Here is a 19,427-nt window from a genome sequence, read left to right as displayed (position 1 = left end):
CAACAGGACGCAACATGATCATGACAGCCACGATCCAGTTCGGCCCCGACGGCGACAAGAGCTTTGTGGGCTCGGAGCGCTACCAGGAAGTCAAGACGGCGGCATACGAACACCTGCTATCGCGCATCGAAGAGCTGGGCGCGGAATTCGGCCGCTGGGCGCGCGAAGCGATCCAGGATTTCGTCGACATCGAAGTCGCCAGTTTTGCGCGCACCAGGCGTGTGGCCATCAACGAAAGCGAGATGCGTCATATCGCCGAGGCCCTGACCAAGGAACTGGCCGGCCTGGGGCCGCTGGAAGACCTGCTGGCCGACCCCGCCGTGGAAGACATCCTCATCAACGGCTACGACAATGTGTTTGTCTCGCGCGGCGGCGTGCTGGCGCGCGAACAACTGGGCTTTACCGACAACCAGCACGTGCTGCGCATCGTGCGCCGCATCCTGGCGCCCATCGGCCGCCGCCTGGATGAGTCCTGCCCCATGGTGGATGCGCGCCTGCCGGACGGCGGCCGCCTGAACGTGGTGATCGAGCCCCTGGCCGTCGACGGGCCGATGGTGTCCATCCGGAAGTTCCGCAAAGACCCGCTCAAGCCGGCAGACCTGCTGACACTGGGCACATTCAACGAAGAAATCCACCGGCTGCTGAGCATGGCGGTGGCCAACCGCTGCAACGTCCTGGTGTCGGGCGGCACCAGCTCGGGCAAGACATCGCTGCTCAATGCGCTGGCGTTTTTCATCCCGGGTACCGAGCGCGTGGTCACGGTCGAAGACACGGCCGAACTGTCGCTGAACCATCCGCACGTGGTGCGCCTGGAATCTCGCCAGGGCGGCTTTGACGGCGACGGCCTGGTCACCATCCGGGACCTGATCCGCAACAGCCTGCGCATGCGGCCCGACCGTGTCGTGGTGGGCGAAGTGCGCGGCGCCGAGGTCATGGACATGCTGCAGGCCATGAACACCGGGCATGAAGGTTCCATGGCCACGATCCACGCCAATTCGCCGCGCGAATGCCTGTACCGCATCGAAATGCTGGCGGGTTTCGCCGGTTTCCAGGGCAGCGAAGACAGCCTGCGCCGCCAGATCGCCAGCGCGCTGGACTTCATCATCCAGATCGGGCGGTTGCCCAACGGCAAGCGCCGCGTACTGTCGGTGACCGAAGTCACGGGCATGGGCGACAACGTGATCGCCACGCAGGAACTGTATCGCCACGAACTGTTCGTCACCCCCGAAGGCGAAGAAAAAGATGCCTGGCATTGGCTGGGCGTGCATCCGCATACGCCCAAGCTCGCCAAGCTGCGCGACGAACTGCGCGCCACGGCGGCGGCGCAGGAAGACCAGTCGGGCGGCGGCTTCTGGGGCCGGAGGCGCTGATGACAGCCGCGATCATCCTCGCGCTGGCGGCGCTGGTGTTCGTGGCCGGGGCGGCGCTGCTGTGGCGCCAGGCCGGCCAGGGCCAGCGGCGTAAAGCAACCTCTGTGTTCCTCGAGCGCCAGCTCAGCCAGGCAAGCCAGGCGGGTGAATCCGCCGACAGGGACACCGACCGCAGCGCCATGGCGGTGGTGCGCAGCGGCATCGAGCAATGGGACGTACTGCTGCGCTGCGCGGGCATCCGCCAGACGCCGGGCTTCTATATCGCCATTGCCGGGTTGCTGGCCGCCGCAGTCCTGCTGGCGGCCTTGTTCGCGGGCGCCGTGTCCGCCATCGTGGCCGCGGTGGTCGTGCTGGTGGGGGTGTACTTCAGCATATGGCTGCGCGCCGACAAGCGGCGCCAGCGCATGTTCGACCAGTTGCCCGAGATGCTGGAAGCGATGGTTCGGCTGATCACCATTGGCAACAGCATGGCGGCGGCCTTCCAGGCCGCGTCGGCCAATACCAACGAACCCTTGCGTGAAGTCGTCGAGAAAGCCGCGCAATTGAGCCGATCCACGCAAGAACTGGACGTGGCGCTGTCGAACGTGGCGCGCCAGTACGATTTTGAAGAACTGCAGCTGCTCGCCGCGGTGGTGCGCGTGGCGCAGAAGTACGGCGGCCGCAGCGACGTGGTCCTGGAGCGCATCGCTGCCTTCATGCGCGACGTGGCCCAGGCGCGCGGCGAACTGGTGGCCGCGTCGGCCGAGATCCGCCTGTCGGCCTGGGTGCTGGCGCTGATGCCGCTGGGCATCGCCTGCTACATCATGTTCACCAACAACGCCATGTTCATGGACATGTGGGACGACCCGCTGGGGTTCAAGATGCTGATCGCCGCGTTGGTCCTGCAGGCCGGCGGCTCGTACTGGCTTTATCGCATGACCAAGTCGATCTAGGCGGGCGCATGAATACCATGGCCTTTCCTTCCTATTCAATTCTGCTGGCGGCTGGCCTGCTGATGATAGCCCTGGCGCTGTTCATCGCCGGCGCGGCGCTGGTGCTGCGGTGGCGCGGGCAGGCGCGCAGCATGCGCGTGGTCGAGCAGGCGCTGGCCGAGCGCGCGGCTCCTGGCGGCGCCGTGGCCGCGCCGCCAGCCGAGCCGCCCGGTCGCCTGGCCGCTCTTGCGCAATCCACCGATGCCCTGGGCAAGCGGTTGGGGCAGGGGCGTCTGGCCGAGTCGCTGCTGCCCGAAGAAGACAACAAGCTGATCGAGCTGGCTGGCTATGCGGACGTGGCCGCCGCGCGGGCGCGCTACGCCGTATTCCGGTTCGGGCTGGCGCTGGCCCTGCCCGCGGCGCTTTTGCTGGTGCGCGGCGTCTGGTGGCGGCCCGGGTCGCTGATGGCCATGGTGTTCACACTGTTCATTGGCTTTGCGGTGGGGTACATGCTGCCCAAGTGGCTGCTCGCGCGGCGTGTGAAGGCGCGCAAGAAGCAGGCAGGCAAGGAACTGCCGCTGCTGGTCGATCTGCTGCGCCTGCTGCAGGGCGTGGGCCTTTCCGTGGACCAGAGCCTCAGCGTGATCGTCAATGACTTCAAGGTGGTGCTGCCCGTGCTGGGCCACGAGCTCAGCTCGGCCACCGCCCTGTATGCGCGAGGCCGCTCGCGCGAGCAATCGCTGGCACGCCTGTCGCAGGGGTTCGACAATGACGACCTCGCCGCGATCTGCCGCCTGCTGGTGCAGGTGGACCGCCACGGGGGCGCAGTGCAAGAGCCCCTGAACCGCTTCTCGCAGCGCATCCGCGACAAGCGCAGGTTCGAGCTCAAAGAGAAGATCGGCCGTCTTACTGTGAAGATGACCGGCGTCATGATACTTACCCTGTTGCCCGCGCTGCTTATCGTGACGGGCGGCATGGGCATCTTGTCTGTGCTGCGCGGACTGTCGCGCATCGCGGGAGGAATGTGATGAGACGTTTTCCCACCATGGCGGCCCGGCTGGCGCTCTGCGCGGGCGTCGCGCTGCTGGCCGGTTGCCAGTCGAACAAGATGCAGTCGGCCTGGGAATTGATCCAGCAGCAGCAACAAGAGCAGGCGCTGATGCGGCAGTCCGAAGACGACTACGCGACCGACCGCCAACCCACCGAGCCGCAGCTGATGCTGACGCTGATCCGCGAGAGCCAGGCGCAGGGGCGTTACTTCGCTTCGCTGGCCTATATCGACGCCTATCGCCAACGTTTCGGCGAAACCGACGAACTGGCGGCCCTGCAGGCCGAGGCGCTGCGGCGCACCGGCCAGCAAGAGCACAGCGTGGCGGTCTACCGCAAGTTGCTCAACGGCCCGCAGGCGGCGCAGGGCTGGCACGGGCTGGGCCTGCTGGCCGGCGCGCAGGGCGATTACGCGCTGGCTGCGCAGAATATCGATCGCGCGGTGCAGCTGGCGCCGACCAACGCCCAGATGCTGGGCGACCTGGGCTATGCGCGGCTGCGCGCGGGCGACATCGCCGGCGCGCGCGTGCCCCTGGGCAAGGCTGCCGAGCTGGACCCGGCCAATACCAAGGTGCTGGCCAATATGGCATTGCTGCTCATGATGGAAGGCAACGCCGTGCAGGCGCAGCGTCTGATGGACCAGGCCGGCCTGGGCCAGGAGGCGCGCAGCCAGATATACCAGCTGGCCAACGAAATGCAGTTGCGGGCGCACGCCGCGCCACCCGCGAGCGCCGGCGCCGGCGGCGCGCCCGTGGTGCGCGACATGGAACGCCCGGCCCCCGAGCGGCAAGTCACCCAGGTTTCCAGCGGGCGCGACGTCGTGATGCCCATGCTGCAGCCGGTGATGGACCGCATGATCAACCCGCCGATGGTGCAGTAGCGACGGCCGCACGCCTGCTACGGCATCACGAACCAGAAAGAGACGACCATGTCCCGTTATGTTTATCAGCTTCCGATCGTGCTGGCCGCCTTGCTGCCCGGGGTGGCGGGCGCGCAAATGAATGCGCCGCTGACCGGCGGGGCCGCCGCCCAGCCCGCGGCGTCGGCAACGCCCGTGGCGCCAGCGTCGCCCCAGGCCATGCCGGCGCGCCCCGTGGTGCGCCAGGTGCAGACGCCCATGCCGGCGGCCGCATCCACGGCGGCCGCATCCACGCCGCCGGCGTCGGCACAACGGGACGAGGCCGTCGGCGATGTCACCCGTGCATTGATGGCGGCGCAGGCCGACGGCCGTCGCGCCGGCGGGGCGCTGCCCATCCTGGGTCCGGTGTCCAGCGCGTCATGGCAACGGTATCTCGACAGTTTCCGCCAGCCCATCCCCCAATGGTTCGGCGAAAAGGTAGAGACGGACAGCAACTAGCTGGATCGTCGCGCACATCACTATGAACAGGCCTTTGCGTTTCTCGACTCCACGTACCCGCCAGCGGGGATCCGTCGCGGTGTCGGTGGCGTTCGCCGTGCTGATCGGCATGGTCATCCTGCTGTCGGTGCAAGTCGGCTACCTGTTCTACATGAAGCGCGAGCTGCAGAAGGCCGCGGACCTGGCCGCCTTGTCGGCCGTGCAGGTGCTGGCGCCCAGCGGCGCAGTCGCCGGCTGCCAGCCCGGGCAGCCCGTGGCCGTGGCTGCCCGTCGCAGCGCGGTGGACAACGTGCCGGGGTTTGTCGACCCGCTGGCCGCCGGCGATGTGTCGGTGCAATGCCTGTACTGGGATCCCACCCGCCCGGATCCGTCCGGCAAGCACGTATTCACGCCCAATGCGGCCGCGGGCGAGCGCGCCAACGCCGTACGCGTGCACATCGCCACGACGCTGAGTTCGCTGATTCCCAGCGTGCTGGATGGCTGGACGGGCGGCACCCGGGTGCAGGTAGAGGCCGTGGCCTCGAATACGGCGCCCACCGCAGCGTTCTCGGTCGAATCCAGGCTGCTGCGGCTGGCTTCCGATGGCCTGCTCGGCAAGCTGCTCGCATCGCTGGGCGCGACGCCGGCGCAACTGGACGTGCTGGATTCGGCCGGACTGGTCAATCTCAACATCACGCCGTCCGGCCTGCTGCAGGAGCTGGGCATTCCGGTGTCCGTGCTGGCCGGGGTGGGCACTCCCGAACAATTGGCCGCGCTGCCGGCGATCACGCTGGGCGAGCTGCTCAATGCGTCGCTCGCCGCGGCCCAGCGCACCAGCGGCACGGCCCAGGCGCAGATCGGGCTGTTGGCCGACATCGTGAACGTGATGCTCGATGTGGCTCCGCTGAACATTCCCATCAAACCGTTCGGCGAGGGCGGCTTGCTGGACATCGGCGTGGCAACCGACGCGCAGGCTGCCTTGCAGGCAGACATCAAGGTCACCGATCTGCTGCAGACCGGCCTGATGATCGCCAATGGCGACAACCTCATCGACCTGGGCCTGAATGTGCCGATCCTGGGTGTGCAGAGCCGCGTGCGCGTGGTCGAACCTCCGTCCATCGCCGTGGGGGGCGTGGGCACGCGCGCCAGCACGGCCGGCGTGCGCGTGTACCTGCGGCTGAACACCTCCAGCATCCCCGTGGTCGGGCCGGTGCTTAACACACTGGGCACCAAGGTCGATCTGCCGCTCATCGTCGAAGTGGGTCAATCCGACGCCACCCTGACGGGCATATGCGAGGCGCCTCTGGCCCCAGATCAGGCCAGGTTCGACGTGCGTTCGTCGGTGGCGAATGTGTGCGTGGGCCAGTTTCCGAGCATGGGTCCGGGAGACGAATTCTTCTCGACCGCCAATGCCTGCATCGAAGACGAATTCACGTCGGTGCAGCGCTATCCGATTCTGAATGTGCTGGGCCTGCTGCCCGTGTCCAGCAGGGTGACGCTGCCGGTTTTCCGCGCGGGCGATCCCGTACCGGTGACCCTGACAGAGCCCGATTCTCCCGACTCGACCAAGACGGTCAACGCCACCGATCTGGATCTTGCCGAGCTGGTCCGCAACGTTGCCGACACCGTCATCCTGGGCCTGCTGGCCGACCTTACCGAGCAGAATGCCAAGATCCCGGCGGGCCAGGCCAAGCAGTTTGCCGAGCGCCTGGTGGGCAGCCAGGGGGCCGGCGAATCGGTATCGGCGGTGGTCAACCGCCTGAACTGGTCGGCGGAACAGATCCAGAACCTGAACAACCGGGTGATCAATGGCGGCCTGCTGGGCCTGCTGGGCGGCACGGTGACGGTGGTGGGCAATCTGCTGGATACCGTAGCCGCCGTGGTTGCCGATACGGTATGCGTGCTGCACCTGACGCCCAACGCGATACGCAGTTGCCGCATCGACTCGGTAGCCGCCCTTGCGCTGACCGGCACAAGCGCTTTGAGCGGCCTGATCAACGTCGTGATTGCACTGCTGCAGCCCCTGCTGGATCCGATATCCGAGCTGCTCAGGCAGGTGCTGATGCTGCTGGGCCTGAACCTGGGCGAGACCGATGTGTCGCTGCTGTCGGTAGATTGCGGCAAGCCCAGGCTGGTTTATTAAGCTCTCGAGGAGACGCCCGCGGGCCGATGATATTGCCTATGTCCAGTAAACCCATCCACGACGATTTCGACCTTTACGTCTGGGAAGGCGTGTCCGATATCGCGGCGCGCGCCGAGCGTTGCCTGGCCGGCATGGACGTCACCGTGGTGCGGGCCGATGCGGGGACATCCTTTCCGCCCCAGCGCGACATGACGCGCACCGCCGTCGCGCTGGTGTCTGTGTCGGTCATGGGCGACAAGCGGCTCAGCGGCCATGACTGGCTGGCCTCGCAAGGCATGCCGGTCATCTGGGTGGCAGCCGAGGCGCGCGGCAACGACCCGCGCTTCTATCCGCCCGAGTATTCGCACACCTTGCCCTTGATGTTTACCTCGGCCGAGCTGCGCAAACAGCTCTTTGACCTGCTGGGGTCGCTTGAGCGCGCCGACCGGCGGCGCGTGCGCCAGGAGCAGCCGTTCGTGGCGGTGTCGGAGCCGATGCGCGAATTGCTGGCCGAAGCGCAGATGTTCGCCGACTGCCGCAGCAACGTGCTCATCCACGGCGAGACCGGGGTGGGCAAAGAGCGGGTGGCGCGCCTGTTGCATGACCGCGCGGCATGGTCTGAAGGCCCCTTCGTGGCCGTGAACTGCGGGGCGATTCCCGAAGGCTTGTTCGAGGCGCACTTCTTCGGCCATGCCAAGGGCGCGTTCACGGGCGCAGTGGGCGTGCACAAGGGGTATTTCGAGCAGGCCGACGGCGGCACATTGTTCCTGGACGAGATCGGCGACCTGCCGCTGTACCAGCAAGTGAAGCTGCTGCGCGTGCTGGAGCAGAACGCCGTGACGCGGCTGGGCGCCACGGTAGCGGTGCCTGTGGATTTCCGGCTCGTGGCCGCCACCAACAAAGACCTGCGCGAACTCTGCGCGCAAGGGGAGTTCCGCGCGGACCTGTATTACCGTCTGGCCGTCATCGAACTATATATTCCCAATCTCGAAGAGCGCGGCCCGGAGGAAAAAATCGCCATCTTCCGCGCCTTGCTGGAACGGCATCACGCCGACCCCGGCGATCCGCCGCCCGCGTGGCTGCTCGAACGCGTCGCCAACACGGCGTTTGGGGGCAACGTACGAGAGCTGTCCAACGTGGTCGAGCGCGTGGCGATCGTACGCCGCCAGTTCCAGCAATGGGACCGGCCCCGCATCGACCAGATTTTCGCCAGGCTGGCGGGCATGCCGGCCAGGGCCGCGCGGCCCGCGGCGCCCGCCGAAGAGGCGTTCACCGACGCCGAGCGCGCCGAACGCGCCCGCATCCTGGCCGCCCTCGAATCCAATGGATGGCGGCGCCAGGACACCGCGCACCACCTGGGCATCAGCCGCAAGGTACTGTGGGAAAAGATGCGCAAGCTGCGGCTGGGCGGCCAACAAGGCGAAGTCGCCGAAGGCGTGGCCGAGTCTCTCTAGCGCGGGTGGGGAGCTGCACTGGGAAAAACCAGTGTCCAGTAACGCATAATTACTTGGTATAGTTCTGCAACGTTTTTTTGGGGAAGGCATGCAAGTCCTGAAACTTCATACCGTGGCGCGGCTGGCCGTGCTGGGCATGGCAATGTCCGGTCTGGCCGCCTGCGCCAGCGCGCAATCCGAAGCCAGCCGCCCGCCGGTGCAGCAGGTCCAGAACGATGTGCCGGGCGACACGCCGGTCACGCCGCCTGCCGCCGCTCCCAAAGCCAATACTACGGTCGCCGAGCTGCAGTCGCTGATCCAGAACCGGCAGGTATCTGAACTGCGCACGACATACAACGGCACGTATGGCGCCAGCCTGTTGTTCAAGCCCGACGATCTCACCTATTACGTGGCGCTGTTCCAGCAGAAGGACTTCTGGCGCGTGGTGCAGACCAAGTCCGACAAGCAGGCCGAGTCCACCTATCGCGCATTCGCGCAGCAGTCGGCCGATCTGGCGGAAGTCGACATCAAGCGCATCAAGCTGCAGGCCGAGTACGCGCATTCCGAGCGCCTGCTTGCCGAGCGCAGCAGCGAACTGGCCACGCTGCGCGCCGACCAGAGCCTGCGCGAGCAGCAAGAGCAGCAAGTGGCCGCGCGCCAGGCACAGGCGCGCCAGCAGGCGGCGGCGCTTGCGCAGCAGCAGCAGCAACTGCGCAAAGAACTCAGCGCGATGCAGCGCCAGATCGATTCGCTGCAGGCCCAGCAGGCCGAAATCCAGCGCGAGCAGGCGGCGGCGGCCAAGAAAGGGCGCAAATAGCGCAGCGTCCCGGCCTTACGTAAATTGAGCCCCCATGGGGCTCAATTTTTTTGTCGGTCGCGCCGGCTGGCCTATTGAAGGCGGTCGTCGTCAAGAAAATCGGGCAGGGCCAGGACGTCGATGCCTTCTTCGCTCAGGGCCACGCGCTCTTCGGGCGTGGCCGTGCCGCGTATGGGGCGTTCATCGGCCTCGCCTTCATGTATGCGCCGGGCTTCTTCCGCAAAGCGGGGGCCTACGTTTTCGGTTTTGCGTATCAGTTCGCGCATCTGCTGCAGCACGGCGGCCTGCAGGCGGGCCATGGCGGCGGCATCGCCCGGGCCCGGCGGTTGCGCGGGCCGCGCAGGCGGCTGCGGCTGCGCATGCAGGTGCGATACATTCAGCCGCGGCGCGGACATGCGCTTGGTAATGGTGGCCGACGAGCACATCGGGCACGTGACCAGGCCTTGCGCCTGTTGCGTGTCGTAGTCTTCATGCGAGCCGAACCAGCCTTCGAACACGTGGCCTTGCTCGCACTGCAAATCGAATACCTTGAGTGCCATGACGGGACATATGGGGCGGGCGCCCACGAATACAAGGGTCTTGCATGCGCCGGACACTGCCAGTGTAGCAACGCAGCAAAAACGGCGCCCGTTGGCGCCGTTTTTTTGCTGGCTGTGCCGGCCTGCGGGCCGGACGCCGATCAGTTTACGCGGCTGCGGTATTCGTGCGTGCGCGTGTCGATCTCGATCTTGTCGCCAATGGCGCAGAACAGCGGCACGTTCAGCTCGAAGCCGGTGTTGATCTTGGCGGGCTTGAGCACCTTGCCCGAGGTGTCGCCGCGCACGGCCGGTTCGGTATAGGTGATCTCGCGGACCAGGATCGTGGGCAGTTCCACCGAAATGGCGCGGCCGTCGTAGAAGACCACTTCCACCGGCATGGCTTCTTCCAGGTAGTTCAGCGCATCGCCCATGCTTTCGGCTTCGATTTCGTACTGGTTGTACTCTTCGTCCATGAACACGTACATGGGGTCGGCGAAGTACGAGTAGGTGCATTCTTTGCGGTCGAGCACGACGACATCGAACTTTTCATCGGCCTTGTACACCGATTCGCTGCCCGAACCCGTGAGCAGGTTCTTGAACTTGAGCTTGACGACAGCGGCGTTGCGGCCGGACTTGTTGTATTCGGCTTTCTGGACCACCAGCGGGTCCTTGCCGACCATGACTACGTTGCCGACTCGCAATTCTTGAGCGGTTTTCATCTAAATAAAACTCCGGGTAGTAAAGCGCGCTCACCGTGCTTGCGCGCGGGTGCCAGCGTGGCGCCCACGTGCCCCGGGAGGCAGTCAGTCGAGGCTTGGCTCGACGCAACATGCGCGGGCGAAGGAACTCGGAAAACTCTCTATTCTAGCGTTTCTTGGCCAATTCTGCGCAGAAATCGGCCAAGTTGTCAGCCAGATCGGCTCGCGCGGCCTGTGCTTCGTCCCAGGCGCGCGCCATTTCCTGCCATGCCGCCCAGGCGGGCGCCGCCAGGGCGGCGGGCAGGGCGGCGGCCACCCTGGCGCTTGCGCCGGCAGATGCATTCCATCCGCGGATCAGGGCTTGCGCCTGGTCCGGCGCCGGGTAGCGCGCCAGCCATGCCTGCAGTTTTACCTGGTGCGCGTCGTCCTGCTGCGGGTAGATGTGCCAGATGAACGGGCGTGCCGCCCATGCGGCTCTCACGAAAGAGTCTTCGCCGCGCACGATGTTCAGGTCCGCGCACCAGAGCAGGCGGTCGAAGTCCGGCTGGGCCACGAACGGCACCCGCGCCACCTGCAGGGCGTCGTTGGCCAGCGGTTCCAGGCCGGGCGCCACGCCTTCGGGCGCCAGCAGCAGCGTGGGCTGGCGGTCTTGCGACAATACCTGCGCCAGCGCGTCCAGCGGCGCATGGGGATAGCAGAACAGCGTGACCAGGCGCGCCCCGTGCCGCAGGCCGTCCAAGTGGGCCTTGCCCAGGCCCAGGCCTTGCAGAAAGGCTTCCCGCGCCGGGCCGGATGCCTGGAATTCGTCGCGTTCGGCGCTCAGGCCGGGTTCGCGCAGCAGGCCGCCGGTGGCGGGGGTGAACCCGGGAAAGAAGAAGTGCTTGACCAGGCCGTCCGGCCGCCGGGACGGCATGCCGTGGCAGCCTTCGACCCAGGGTTCGGCGCTGAGGTATTCCAGGTTGATCCATGCCGGGGGGCTGGCCTGCATGGCTCGCACAAAGGCGGGCGGCGGGTCGCAGGCGAACGCCTCGATGACCACGTCGCCTGGCGCCAGCGTCGGCGGCTCTGCTGACCAATGCACAATGTCGATGCCGGCGTAGCGCTGCAGCGCCACATCGGCCGCGATGCCGGGCTGGATGCGGGCGAAGGCCGGCAACTGGTCGACCCATAGCCGCACTTGCCAGCCGCGACCGTGGGCCAGCCGCCTGGCCAGTCGCCAGCACACGCCGATATCACCGAAGTTGTCGATGACCCGACAGAAGATGTCGGCCCGCATCATGCGGCGTGCTCAGTGAAATTGCGCCGGAGCCGTGTTGGCGTCTTCGGGCAGTTCGGCGTGCACCAGTTCGCCCAGCGGGTTGGGAAACAGCGGCGCGTCGCAGTCTTCGCAGTATTCGGGCGGCAACACACCGGGAATGCGGCGCAGGTCGTGCACGCCATATTCTTTAAGCAGCGCGGCTATTTCGTCCACCGTGTCGGGCTGGTCTTCGCCCGGGGTTTCTTCGTCGCGGCCATACAGCGGCCATACGCAACCGTAATACACGTCGTTGCTGTTGCGCGCCGTAAAGCCGACCCGATATTCTTCGATGCGCACGTCGCCGCACCCGGCCACCACCGCGCGCAGCTCGCCGGGCGCCAGGTTGACGGCGCCTTCCAGCCAGCTTACCGCCGCACGCAGCGACAACGGCCTGACGCGGCGGTCGCCCTCGCGGTTGCTGACGTAGTACGCATCGGGCAGCAGGCATTCGATGCCGCAGCCGGGCAGCATGGCGGCCAGCGTCGGCTGGGCCTGCGCGACCCAGTTGGCCAGGGCGGTGTCGCGGCTGCTTGCGTGTTCGCCGGGTTGTTCCTGCCAGCGGAACATCGGCGCTCCTTCGGGAACGGCCACCGCCGCCACCACATAGCGGGTGTCGGCCAGCATATTGGCGGCTTCGGAGTCGTTGCGCAGTTCGGGCATGCCGGCATCGCCGCCCAGGGCCTGGTCGCCCAGGCGCTGCATCCATTGCCAGGTCTCGGAGAACGTGCGCGGCATCTGTTCGATGCTGGCCAGCCAGGGCAACAGCGCCACGCTTGCGCCTTCGGCCAGCACATGGCCGTGCAGTTGCGCCAGCAACGCCTGCTGGGCGGATTCGGCGATAGGGCCGGTAGGGATCGAATAACGCGTCCATGCCACCACGGGCGCGACGATCAGCAACACGTCGTGGCGTTGACCGTTCTTGTCGATGTGCATGGATTCGGACAAGGTCTCGGCTTGTTCGATCAATACTTCGTAGGCGCCCGGATCGCGCTGCGCCAGATGGTCCAGCGCGGCCTCGAGGTGGCCGTCCTGGGCGCTGCGCATCAGCTTGCGTATGGCATCGGCCAGCAGGTTTTCCCAGTAGCGGTCTTCGACCCGGCTGCCAGAGCGGTTCAATGACTGGGCAAGCGCCGCCAGCCGCGATGCGTCGCGGCTCAGGCGGGGGGACGAGGTACTTCGGGCTCGGGCCATTGTGTGTTGCGGGTGTCCAAGGTCAGGAGGAGGAAACCCACTAGTTTAACGCCGGCGGGCTGCGCCCGCCCCCGGCCCGGCCGGGGGCGTTCAGTCTGCGTCAAGCCGCCAGCAGTTGCCGCAGCACGAAAGGCAGGATGCCGCCATGCACGTAGTACTCGACTTCGATCGGGGTGTCGATGCGCAACAGCACCTGCACGTCCTGGCGCGAGCCATCCGCGCGGCGGATCGACAGGGTGACGTCCTGCATGGGCCGGATGCCGTTTTCCAGGCCGGAAATGTCGTAGACCTCCTGGCCGGTGATGCCCAGCGATTCGGCGCTGTCGTCGCCCTTGAACTGCAGCGGCAGCACGCCCATGCCCACCAGGTTGCTGCGGTGGATGCGCTCGAAACTGCGCGCCACCACGGCCTTGACGCCCAGCAGTTGCGTACCCTTGGCGGCCCAGTCGCGCGACGAGCCGGTGCCATATTCTTCGCCGCCGAACACCACGGTGGGCGTGCCCTGGGCCTGGTATTTCATGGCCGCGTCATAGATGGACATCTGCTCGCCGGTAGGCTGGAACAGCGTGTCGCCGCCTTCGTAGCGGCTGCCGTCGGGCAGCGGCGGAATCATCAGGTTCTTGATGCGCACGTTGGCGAAAGTGCCGCGCATCATGATCTCGTGGTTGCCGCGGCGCGAGCCATAGCTGTTGAAGTCTGCCTTCATCACGCCATGTTCTTTCAGCCACTTGCCGGCGGGGGAGGTTTCCTTGATGGCGCCGGCCGGCGAGATGTGGTCGGTGGTGACCGAGTCGCCGAAAATGCCCAGTGCCCGCGCTCCGTTGATGGGAGGCATGGGTTTGGGTTCCATGCCGAAGTCTTCGAAGAACGGCGGCTCGGCGATGTAGGTGGATTCGGGCCAGTTGTAGGTATCGCCCGTGACGCCCTTGATGTTTTCCCACAGCTTGCCGGGGTTGGTCTTGACCTGGCCGTAGTTTTCCTGGAAGGCCTTGGGGTCGAGCGCGTGCTTGATCAGGGCCTGCACTTCTTCGGTGCTGGGCCAGATGTCTCCGAGCCACACGTCGCCGTTCTTGCCGCGGCCCACGGGTTCGGTCATCAGGTCGCGCAGCATGGTGCCGGCCAGCGCGTAGGCCACCACCAGCGGCGGCGAGGCCAGGAAGTTGGCCTTGATGTTGGGATGGATGCGCGCCTCGAAGTTGCGGTTGCCCGACAGCACGGCGGCGCAGACCAGGTCGTGGTCGACAATGGCCTCGTTCAGGTCGGCGGTGAGGTCGCCGGCGTTGCCGATGCAGGTGGTGCAGCCGTAGGCGGCCACGTCGAAGCCCAGCTTTTCCAGATAGGGCAGCAGGCCGGTCTTGCTCAGGTATTCGGTCACCACGCGCGATCCGGGCGCAAGCGAGGTCTTGATATGCTTGGGCACCTTCAGGCCGGCTTCGACGGCCTTCTTGGCCAACAGGCCCGCGGCCAGCAGCACGCTGGGGTTGGACGTGTTGGTGCACGACGTGATGGCCGCGATCAGGATGTCGCCGTTCTTGATCTGCGTGCCGGCGCTGGTGGTGTATGCCTGGTCGAGTTTCTCGGCCGGCTGGTTGAAGCCGTTCTCGGAAGTGGGCTTGGAAAACAGGTCGACGAACGTGTTCTTGACATGGCCGATCTCGATGCGGTCCTGCGGGCGCTTGGGGCCGGCCAGCGAAGGCGCAACCGTGGAAAGGTCGAGCGTCAGCACTTTGGTGTAGTTGATGTCGCCGGCATTCGGAACGCCGAACATCTGCTGCGCCTTGAAGTAGGCTTCGAACGCCGCGATTTCGTCACGGGTGCGGCCGGTGCCCTTGAAGTATTCGATGGTGCGCGCGTCTACCGGGAAAAAGCCCATGGTGGCGCCATACTCGGGGGCCATATTGCCGATGGTGGCGCGTTCGGCCACCGACAGGCTGGCGGTGCCTTCGCCGCAGAATTCCACGAACTTGCCCACCACCTTTTCACGGCGCAGCATTTCGGTGATGGTCAGCACCAGGTCGGTGGCGGTGACGCCGCCGCGCAGCTGGCCCTTGAGTTCCACGCCCACGACGTCGGGGGTCAGGAAATAGACGGGCTGGCCCAGCATGCCGGCTTCGGCCTCGATGCCGCCCACCCCCCAGCCCACCACACCGATGCCGTTGATCATGGTGGTGTGGCTGTCGGTGCCGACCAGGGAGTCTGGATAGTAGATATTGTCTTTCTGGTGCACGCCGCGCGCCAGGTATTCAAGGTTGACCTGGTGCACGATGCCGAAGCCCGGGGGCACCACGCCAAAGGTGTCGAATGCCTGCATGCCCCATTTCATGAACTGGTAGCGCTCCTGGTTGCGCTTGAACTCCAGTTTCATGTTCAGGTCCAGGGCGTTCTTCGTGCCGAAATAGTCGATCATGACAGAGTGGTCGACCACCAGGTCCACGGGCACCAGGGGTTCGATGCGCTTGGGATCCTGGCCCATCTTGGCCGCCACCGAGCGCATGGCCGCGATGTCGGCCAACAGCGGTACTCCGGTGAAGTCCTGCAGCACCACGCGCGCCACCACGAAGGGGATTTCGTCTTCGCGCCGGGCATTGGCCTGCCAGCCGGCCAATTGCCGGATGTGGTCTTCGGTGACTTTCTGGCCGTCGCAATTTCGCAGCACCGACTCCAGCACGACGCGTATCGAAACGGGCAATCGCTGCACGTCTATTCCCAGCGCCTTGCCCAGCGCAGGCAGCGAATAGAACTGACAGGATTTATTGCCGATCTTGAATTTCTGGAGGGTATTGAACGTGTTGTGCGGCATGATCAGACTCCGTGGGTGTGGGACCGCGTAAAGCTGCCATTTTGTGGCGTTTTGGCGCGCTTGTCATTGTATGTGAGACAAACGTGCCTGCGAACGCGGGTCTTATGTCTTATATCTTATATAAGACTTGGATGTTGCGTCAAAGTTCCCGCCCGTCTTCCCGCGCCCGGGCCCGGAAAAAAAGCGGGCCTGCCCGGGCACGCGCGGGGGCGGGCGCCCGCGCCTGGCGCAGCAAGACCCGCGCCCGGTCAGCCGCCGTGCCGCGCGGCCGACAGCTGCCGGTTTACCAGATGGGCGTATACGCCCCCGCTGCGCAGCAAATCATCATGCGTGCCCCATTCGACGACGCGGCCTGCATCCACTACGGCAATCATGTCGGCCTGGCGGATCGTGGACAGGCGGTGGGCGATGATCAGCGTGGTGCGGTGGCGCATCAGTTCCACCAGCGCCTGGTGTACCCGCGCTTCGCTGAGCGCATCCAGGTGCGAAGTGGCCTCGTCCAGTATCAGGATGGGCGCATCCCGAAGGAAGGCGCGCGCAATGGCGATACGCTGGCGCTGGCCGCCGGACAGCGCCACGCCGCGCTCGCCCACCGGAGTGCGCAGGCCGTCAGGCAGGCCCGCCACGAATTCGCCCAGCGCGGCGCGTTCGATGGCCTGCCTCAGCGCCGCCTCGTTGGCGTCGGGCCGCGCCAGGCGGATGTTGTCCTCCAGCGAGCCGTTCAGCAGCCAGGTGTCCTGCGCCACCAGCGCGATGCGTTCGTACAGGGCATCGAGCGTCAGGTCGGGCAGGCGGGTGCCGCCGATGCGCACGCAGCCTTGCTGGGGGTCCCAGAAGCGCAACAACAGGCTGGCGACAGTGCTCTTGCCTGCACCCGAAGGGCCTACCAGAGCGACGGTGGCGCCGGCCGGCAACTGGAGCGTCAGATCGCGCAGCGCGGGCGCCTGCCGGCCCGGGTAGGTGAACGTGACATGCTCGAAGACCACCGGCAGGCCGGTCTCGTGCAACGGCGGCGCCAATGTGCCGTCGGCGATGGGCACCGGCTCGTCTTCGATGGCGCGCAGGCGCCGGGTGGACGCGAGCGTGTCGGCCAGCTGGCGGCTCACCTGGGCGATTTCGGATACCGGCAGGAACGCGGCGACCGAAAGCAGCATCAAAAGGGGAAGGATGCCGGGCGTCAGATGGCCCTGCGCGACCCACCACGCGCCGGTGGCGGCGACTGCCAGGCTGCCCAGGCCCGTGGCGATTTCGAGCAGCGCGGCCTGCCGGGACAGATCGGCCATAAGCGCCAGCCGCACTCGCTGGTAATCGCGCACGATGTCCAGAAACGCCGCGCGACGCCGGCCCGTGGCCGAGAACGCCACCAGGTCCGCCAGCCCCTGAATGGTTTCGGATAAGTGCGCGCCCAGCAGGCCCAGCGCATGGCGCGCGCGGCTGCCCTGCGCGTCGACCCGCGCACGCGTCAGCCAGGGCGACGCCCCGGCCCACAGCAGGAAGGGCAGCAATGCCAGCGTCAACGGCCATGCGGTCGCTCCCAGCACCGCCAGCACGGCTGCCGGCACCAGCACCGCCACCACGGCGGGCGCCACGGTATGGGCGAAGAAGTACTCGATCGTTTCGACGTCCTGCGTGGCCAGCCCCACCAGGTCGCCCGACCGTCTGCGCAGCAGGTAGGCGGGCGCCAGCGCTTCGAGCTTGCGGTACAGCGCGATGCGCAGCTCCGCCAGCAACTGGTAGGCAATGGAATGCGCCAGCCAGGATTCGATCCAATGCAGGGATGCCGCGGCCACCGCCGTCACGAACAGGGCGGCAAGCAGCCCGTCGAACGGTTCGCCGTTCTTCAGTCGCGCAATGACCAGCGCGCCCAGCACGGACACGCCGATGAACGCCGCGACGCGCCCGATGCCGCTGGCCACGGTGATCGCGAACTGGCGCTTCCAGGGGCGTATCACTCGCAACAGCGTCTGCAGTACCTGCCGGTTGCCGATGTGGCGGGCCTCGGCGTCCAGTGCCGCAGGGGCCGGCCTTGGATCGCCGGCGTCTGGCGCAGGGGCGGCATTGCTTCTGGTTTCGGGAGACGGCGCCAGCCGGGTGTCCTGCTGCCCGCCCATCAGGCGCCGGTACAGGGTATCGTCCGCCATCAGGCTGGCATGCGTGCCGCTTTCGACAATACGGCCTTCGTCCAGCACCAGGATGCGGTCGGCATTGACCACGCTGGACAGGCGGTGCGCCAGTACCAGTGTGGTGCGTCCGCGGCTCAGGCGGTCGAGCGCCTGCTGGATTTCGGCTTCGTTCTCGGCGTCCACCGACGACAGCGCTTCGTCCAGGATCAGAATGGGGGTGTCGCGCAGCAGGGCACGTGCGATGGCCAGGCGCTGGCGCTGCCCGCCCGACAGCTGCAGCCCGCGTTCGCCCAGCACGGTCTGATAGCCCTGGGGCAGGGCCATGATGAATGCATGCGCGTTGGCAGCTTCGGCGGCGGCGCGGATCTGCTGCGGGGTGGCGTCGGGACGCGCCATCAGCAGGTTTTCCTCTACCGTGCCATGGAACAATGTGCTGTCCTGCGCCACCAGCGAAATGCGCGCGCGCACCGCTTCGGGGTCGAGCGAGCGCAAGTCCTGCCCGCCGATGCGGATGGCGCCGGACTGCGGATCGTGCAGGCGCAACAGCAGCCGCACCAGGGTGGACTTGCCGGAACCGCTGGGCCCCACGATGCCGACCCGTTCGCCGGGCCGTATATCGAAGCGGATGCCATGGTGGGTGGTGCGCCGCCCGCCGGGATACGAGAACATCACGTCGTCAAAGCTGATGCCCAGGCCGCCGGCGGCAGCTGCGGGCGCGCCGCGGCCCGCGCCTTGCGGCGCGGTGCTCTCCGCCTCGAGCAAGGCTCGGATGCTGGCGGCGGCGGATTGGCCCATCAGGCCGTGGTGCAGCACCGCGCGCAGGTCGCGCAGCGGCCGGAATATCTCGGTGCCTGCCATCAGCACCACCAGCAGCGCGGCCAGTGTCATGTCGCCCTGCGACACGCGGTAGGCGCCCAGCGCCAGCGCCGCGGCTGCGCCAAGGGTGATGCCTATGTCCGTGGCAAACCGCGCCGACACCTCGCGGCCCAGCACTCTGAAGCTGTTGTCGGACAACGCGCGCGCTCGTTCGGCTAGCCGGTCGCCCCAGGCGCGGCTCTGCCCGAACGCCTTCAGGGTGGGCAGCCCCTGCATGGCGTCCAGGAATTCTTCGCCGAACGCCTTGAAAGCCTGAGCACGCTTACGCGACGCGTCCCGGTGGCTGCGGTGCGCCGCCAGCGGCAGTATCAACGTCAGCAGCGCGGCGCCCGTCAACACCAGTGCCACCGGCCAGTCCCACCAGGCAATGAAGGCAAAGATCACGGCGGGGGCGCAGGCGGCAACGAACAATTGCGGCAGGTAGCGGCCGAAGAAGCTCTGCAGCTGCTCTACGCCGTCTATGACCGCCAGCATGACGCCGCCGGTGCGCTGCCCGCCGAACCAGGCGGGGCCCAGCTCGACAATCTTGTCGTACAGCTGCGCGCGTAGATTGTTCTGGATGCGCGCGGCGTTGCGGTTGGCCAGCAGGTTCAAGGCATGCTCGAATCCGCCGCGCATCAAGATGGCGATGGCGGCTGCGGCCAGCGGCGCCCACAGCGCGACGCCGCTGGCGCCGGCGAACAGCCGGGCCAGGAATTGCCCCAGCAGCGCGAACCGCGCGATACCGGCCGCCAGGGCAAGCAGCCCCAGCAGGGCGCACGCCAGCATGCGCCAGCGTACGCCGCGTGTCATGGACCAGAGAATCTTGTCGAAATACATGCTGACTCTTGTTGTTGCCTACATGATGCCCGGGCGCAGGTTGCGCCGCCGGGCCGCTTGCCGTGCACG

14 protein-coding genes are annotated in these 19,427 nt (G+C 66.7%); 8 read left to right on the top strand and 6 right to left on the bottom strand.

Annotation, left to right across the window (positions count from 1 at the left end; translation table 11 throughout):
- Positions 1–14 precede the first annotated feature (14 nt).
- The 8 genes from CAL18_RS11825 to CAL18_RS11790 all read left to right on the top strand — a co-directional run bounded on the left by CAL18_RS11825 (position 15) and on the right by CAL18_RS11790 (position 9,036).
- A complete protein-coding gene (locus CAL18_RS11825) occupies positions 15–1,370 on the top strand; it encodes a CpaF family protein (RefSeq protein ID WP_026640206.1) in 1,356 nt (451 codons plus the stop codon).
- Positions 1,370–2,302 (top strand): type II secretion system F family protein, encoded by a 933-nt coding sequence (locus CAL18_RS11820; RefSeq protein ID WP_026640207.1) that lies wholly within the window; start codon positions 1,370–1,372, stop codon positions 2,300–2,302. The genes CAL18_RS11825 and CAL18_RS11820 overlap by 1 nt, the downstream gene beginning before the upstream one ends.
- An 8-nt stretch (positions 2,303–2,310) precedes the next feature.
- Complete coding sequence (locus tag CAL18_RS11815; protein ID WP_026640208.1) at positions 2,311–3,309, top strand: type II secretion system F family protein; 999 nt, start codon at positions 2,311–2,313, stop codon at positions 3,307–3,309.
- Complete coding sequence (locus CAL18_RS11810; protein WP_094817906.1) at positions 3,309–4,208, top strand: hypothetical protein; 900 nt, start codon at positions 3,309–3,311, stop codon at positions 4,206–4,208. Before CAL18_RS11815 ends, CAL18_RS11810 begins: the two co-directional genes overlap by 1 nt.
- Before the next feature lie 48 nt (positions 4,209–4,256).
- The gene (locus CAL18_RS11805; RefSeq protein WP_094817905.1) at positions 4,257–4,685 is read left to right on the top strand and encodes a DUF3613 domain-containing protein; all 429 of its coding nucleotides are present in this window, start codon (positions 4,257–4,259) and stop codon (positions 4,683–4,685) included.
- A gap of 22 nt (positions 4,686–4,707) precedes the next feature.
- On the top strand, positions 4,708–6,807 hold the full coding sequence (locus tag CAL18_RS11800) for a pilus assembly protein TadG-related protein (RefSeq protein ID WP_094817904.1): 2,100 nt from the start codon (positions 4,708–4,710) through the stop codon (positions 6,805–6,807).
- 38 nt (positions 6,808–6,845) lie between these two features.
- The gene (locus CAL18_RS11795; RefSeq protein WP_026640212.1) at positions 6,846–8,240 is read left to right on the top strand and encodes a sigma 54-interacting transcriptional regulator; all 1,395 of its coding nucleotides are present in this window, start codon (positions 6,846–6,848) and stop codon (positions 8,238–8,240) included.
- 88 nt (positions 8,241–8,328) lie between these two features.
- Entirely contained in the window at positions 8,329–9,036 is a 708-nt protein-coding gene (locus CAL18_RS11790) for a DUF2968 domain-containing protein (protein ID WP_026640213.1), read from the top strand.
- Between the two features lie 71 nt (positions 9,037–9,107).
- Here the strand turns inward: CAL18_RS11790 and CAL18_RS11785 are convergent, their stop codons facing one another.
- The 6 genes from CAL18_RS11785 to CAL18_RS11760 all read right to left on the bottom strand — a co-directional run bounded on the left by CAL18_RS11785 (position 9,108) and on the right by CAL18_RS11760 (position 19,358).
- A complete protein-coding gene (locus CAL18_RS11785; RefSeq protein ID WP_026640214.1) occupies positions 9,108–9,575 on the bottom strand; it encodes a DUF1178 family protein in 468 nt (155 codons plus the stop codon).
- A 140-nt stretch (positions 9,576–9,715) separates the two neighbouring features.
- Positions 9,716–10,273: an elongation factor P gene (gene efp / locus CAL18_RS11780; protein WP_026640215.1), complete on the bottom strand. Its 558-nt coding sequence runs from the start codon at positions 10,271–10,273 to the stop codon at positions 9,716–9,718.
- A 145-nt stretch (positions 10,274–10,418) separates the two neighbouring features.
- Entirely contained in the window at positions 10,419–11,528 is a 1,110-nt protein-coding gene (earP, locus tag CAL18_RS11775; protein WP_094818108.1) for an elongation factor P maturation arginine rhamnosyltransferase EarP, read from the bottom strand.
- Positions 11,529–11,540: 12 nt separating this feature from the next.
- Positions 11,541–12,740 carry a DUF2863 family protein gene (locus CAL18_RS11770; protein WP_094796885.1) on the bottom strand — a complete coding sequence of 400 codons (1,200 nt, stop codon included), beginning with the start codon at positions 12,738–12,740 and terminating at the stop codon, positions 11,541–11,543.
- Between the two features lie 100 nt (positions 12,741–12,840).
- On the bottom strand, positions 12,841–15,540 hold the full coding sequence (gene acnA, locus CAL18_RS11765; RefSeq protein WP_094796884.1) for an aconitate hydratase AcnA: 2,700 nt from the start codon (positions 15,538–15,540) through the stop codon (positions 12,841–12,843).
- Positions 15,541–15,788: 248 nt separating this feature from the next.
- On the bottom strand, positions 15,789–19,358 hold the full coding sequence (locus CAL18_RS11760; RefSeq protein ID WP_094817903.1) for an ABC transporter ATP-binding protein/permease: 3,570 nt from the start codon (positions 19,356–19,358) through the stop codon (positions 15,789–15,791).
- Positions 19,359–19,427: the final 69 nt, after the last annotated feature.

It is taken from the genome of Bordetella genomosp. 7, from assembly GCF_002261415.1.
Taxonomy (GTDB): Bacteria; Pseudomonadota; Gammaproteobacteria; order Burkholderiales; family Burkholderiaceae_B; genus Bordetella_A.
The sequence above is the reverse complement of the archived record's forward strand: the minus strand, read 5'-3'. Positions and strand labels throughout refer to the sequence as shown.

Excerpts from the sequence above, each read along its gene's own strand:
- CAL18_RS11825 (WP_026640206.1), top strand. The coding sequence starts at position 15 with ATGATCATGACAGCCACGATCCAGTTCGGCCCCGACGGCGACAAGAGC.
- CAL18_RS11820 (WP_026640207.1), top strand. The coding sequence starts at position 1,370 with ATGACAGCCGCGATCATCCTCGCGCTGGCGGCGCTGGTGTTCGTGGCC.
- CAL18_RS11815 (WP_026640208.1), top strand. The coding sequence starts at position 2,311 with ATGAATACCATGGCCTTTCCTTCCTATTCAATTCTGCTGGCGGCTGGC.
- CAL18_RS11810 (WP_094817906.1), top strand. The coding sequence starts at position 3,309 with ATGAGACGTTTTCCCACCATGGCGGCCCGGCTGGCGCTCTGCGCGGGC.
- CAL18_RS11805 (WP_094817905.1), top strand. The coding sequence starts at position 4,257 with ATGTCCCGTTATGTTTATCAGCTTCCGATCGTGCTGGCCGCCTTGCTG.
- CAL18_RS11800 (WP_094817904.1), top strand. The coding sequence starts at position 4,708 with ATGAACAGGCCTTTGCGTTTCTCGACTCCACGTACCCGCCAGCGGGGA.
- CAL18_RS11795 (WP_026640212.1), top strand. The coding sequence starts at position 6,846 with ATGTCCAGTAAACCCATCCACGACGATTTCGACCTTTACGTCTGGGAA.
- CAL18_RS11790 (WP_026640213.1), top strand. The coding sequence starts at position 8,329 with ATGCAAGTCCTGAAACTTCATACCGTGGCGCGGCTGGCCGTGCTGGGC.
- CAL18_RS11785 (WP_026640214.1), bottom strand. The coding sequence starts at position 9,575 with ATGGCACTCAAGGTATTCGATTTGCAGTGCGAGCAAGGCCACGTGTTC.
- efp (WP_026640215.1), bottom strand. The coding sequence starts at position 10,273 with ATGAAAACCGCTCAAGAATTGCGAGTCGGCAACGTAGTCATGGTCGGC.
- earP (WP_094818108.1), bottom strand. The coding sequence starts at position 11,528 with ATGCGGGCCGACATCTTCTGTCGGGTCATCGACAACTTCGGTGATATC.
- CAL18_RS11770 (WP_094796885.1), bottom strand. The coding sequence starts at position 12,740 with ATGGCCCGAGCCCGAAGTACCTCGTCCCCCCGCCTGAGCCGCGACGCA.
- acnA (WP_094796884.1), bottom strand. The coding sequence starts at position 15,540 with ATGCCGCACAACACGTTCAATACCCTCCAGAAATTCAAGATCGGCAAT.
- CAL18_RS11760 (WP_094817903.1), bottom strand. The coding sequence starts at position 19,358 with ATGTATTTCGACAAGATTCTCTGGTCCATGACACGCGGCGTACGCTGG.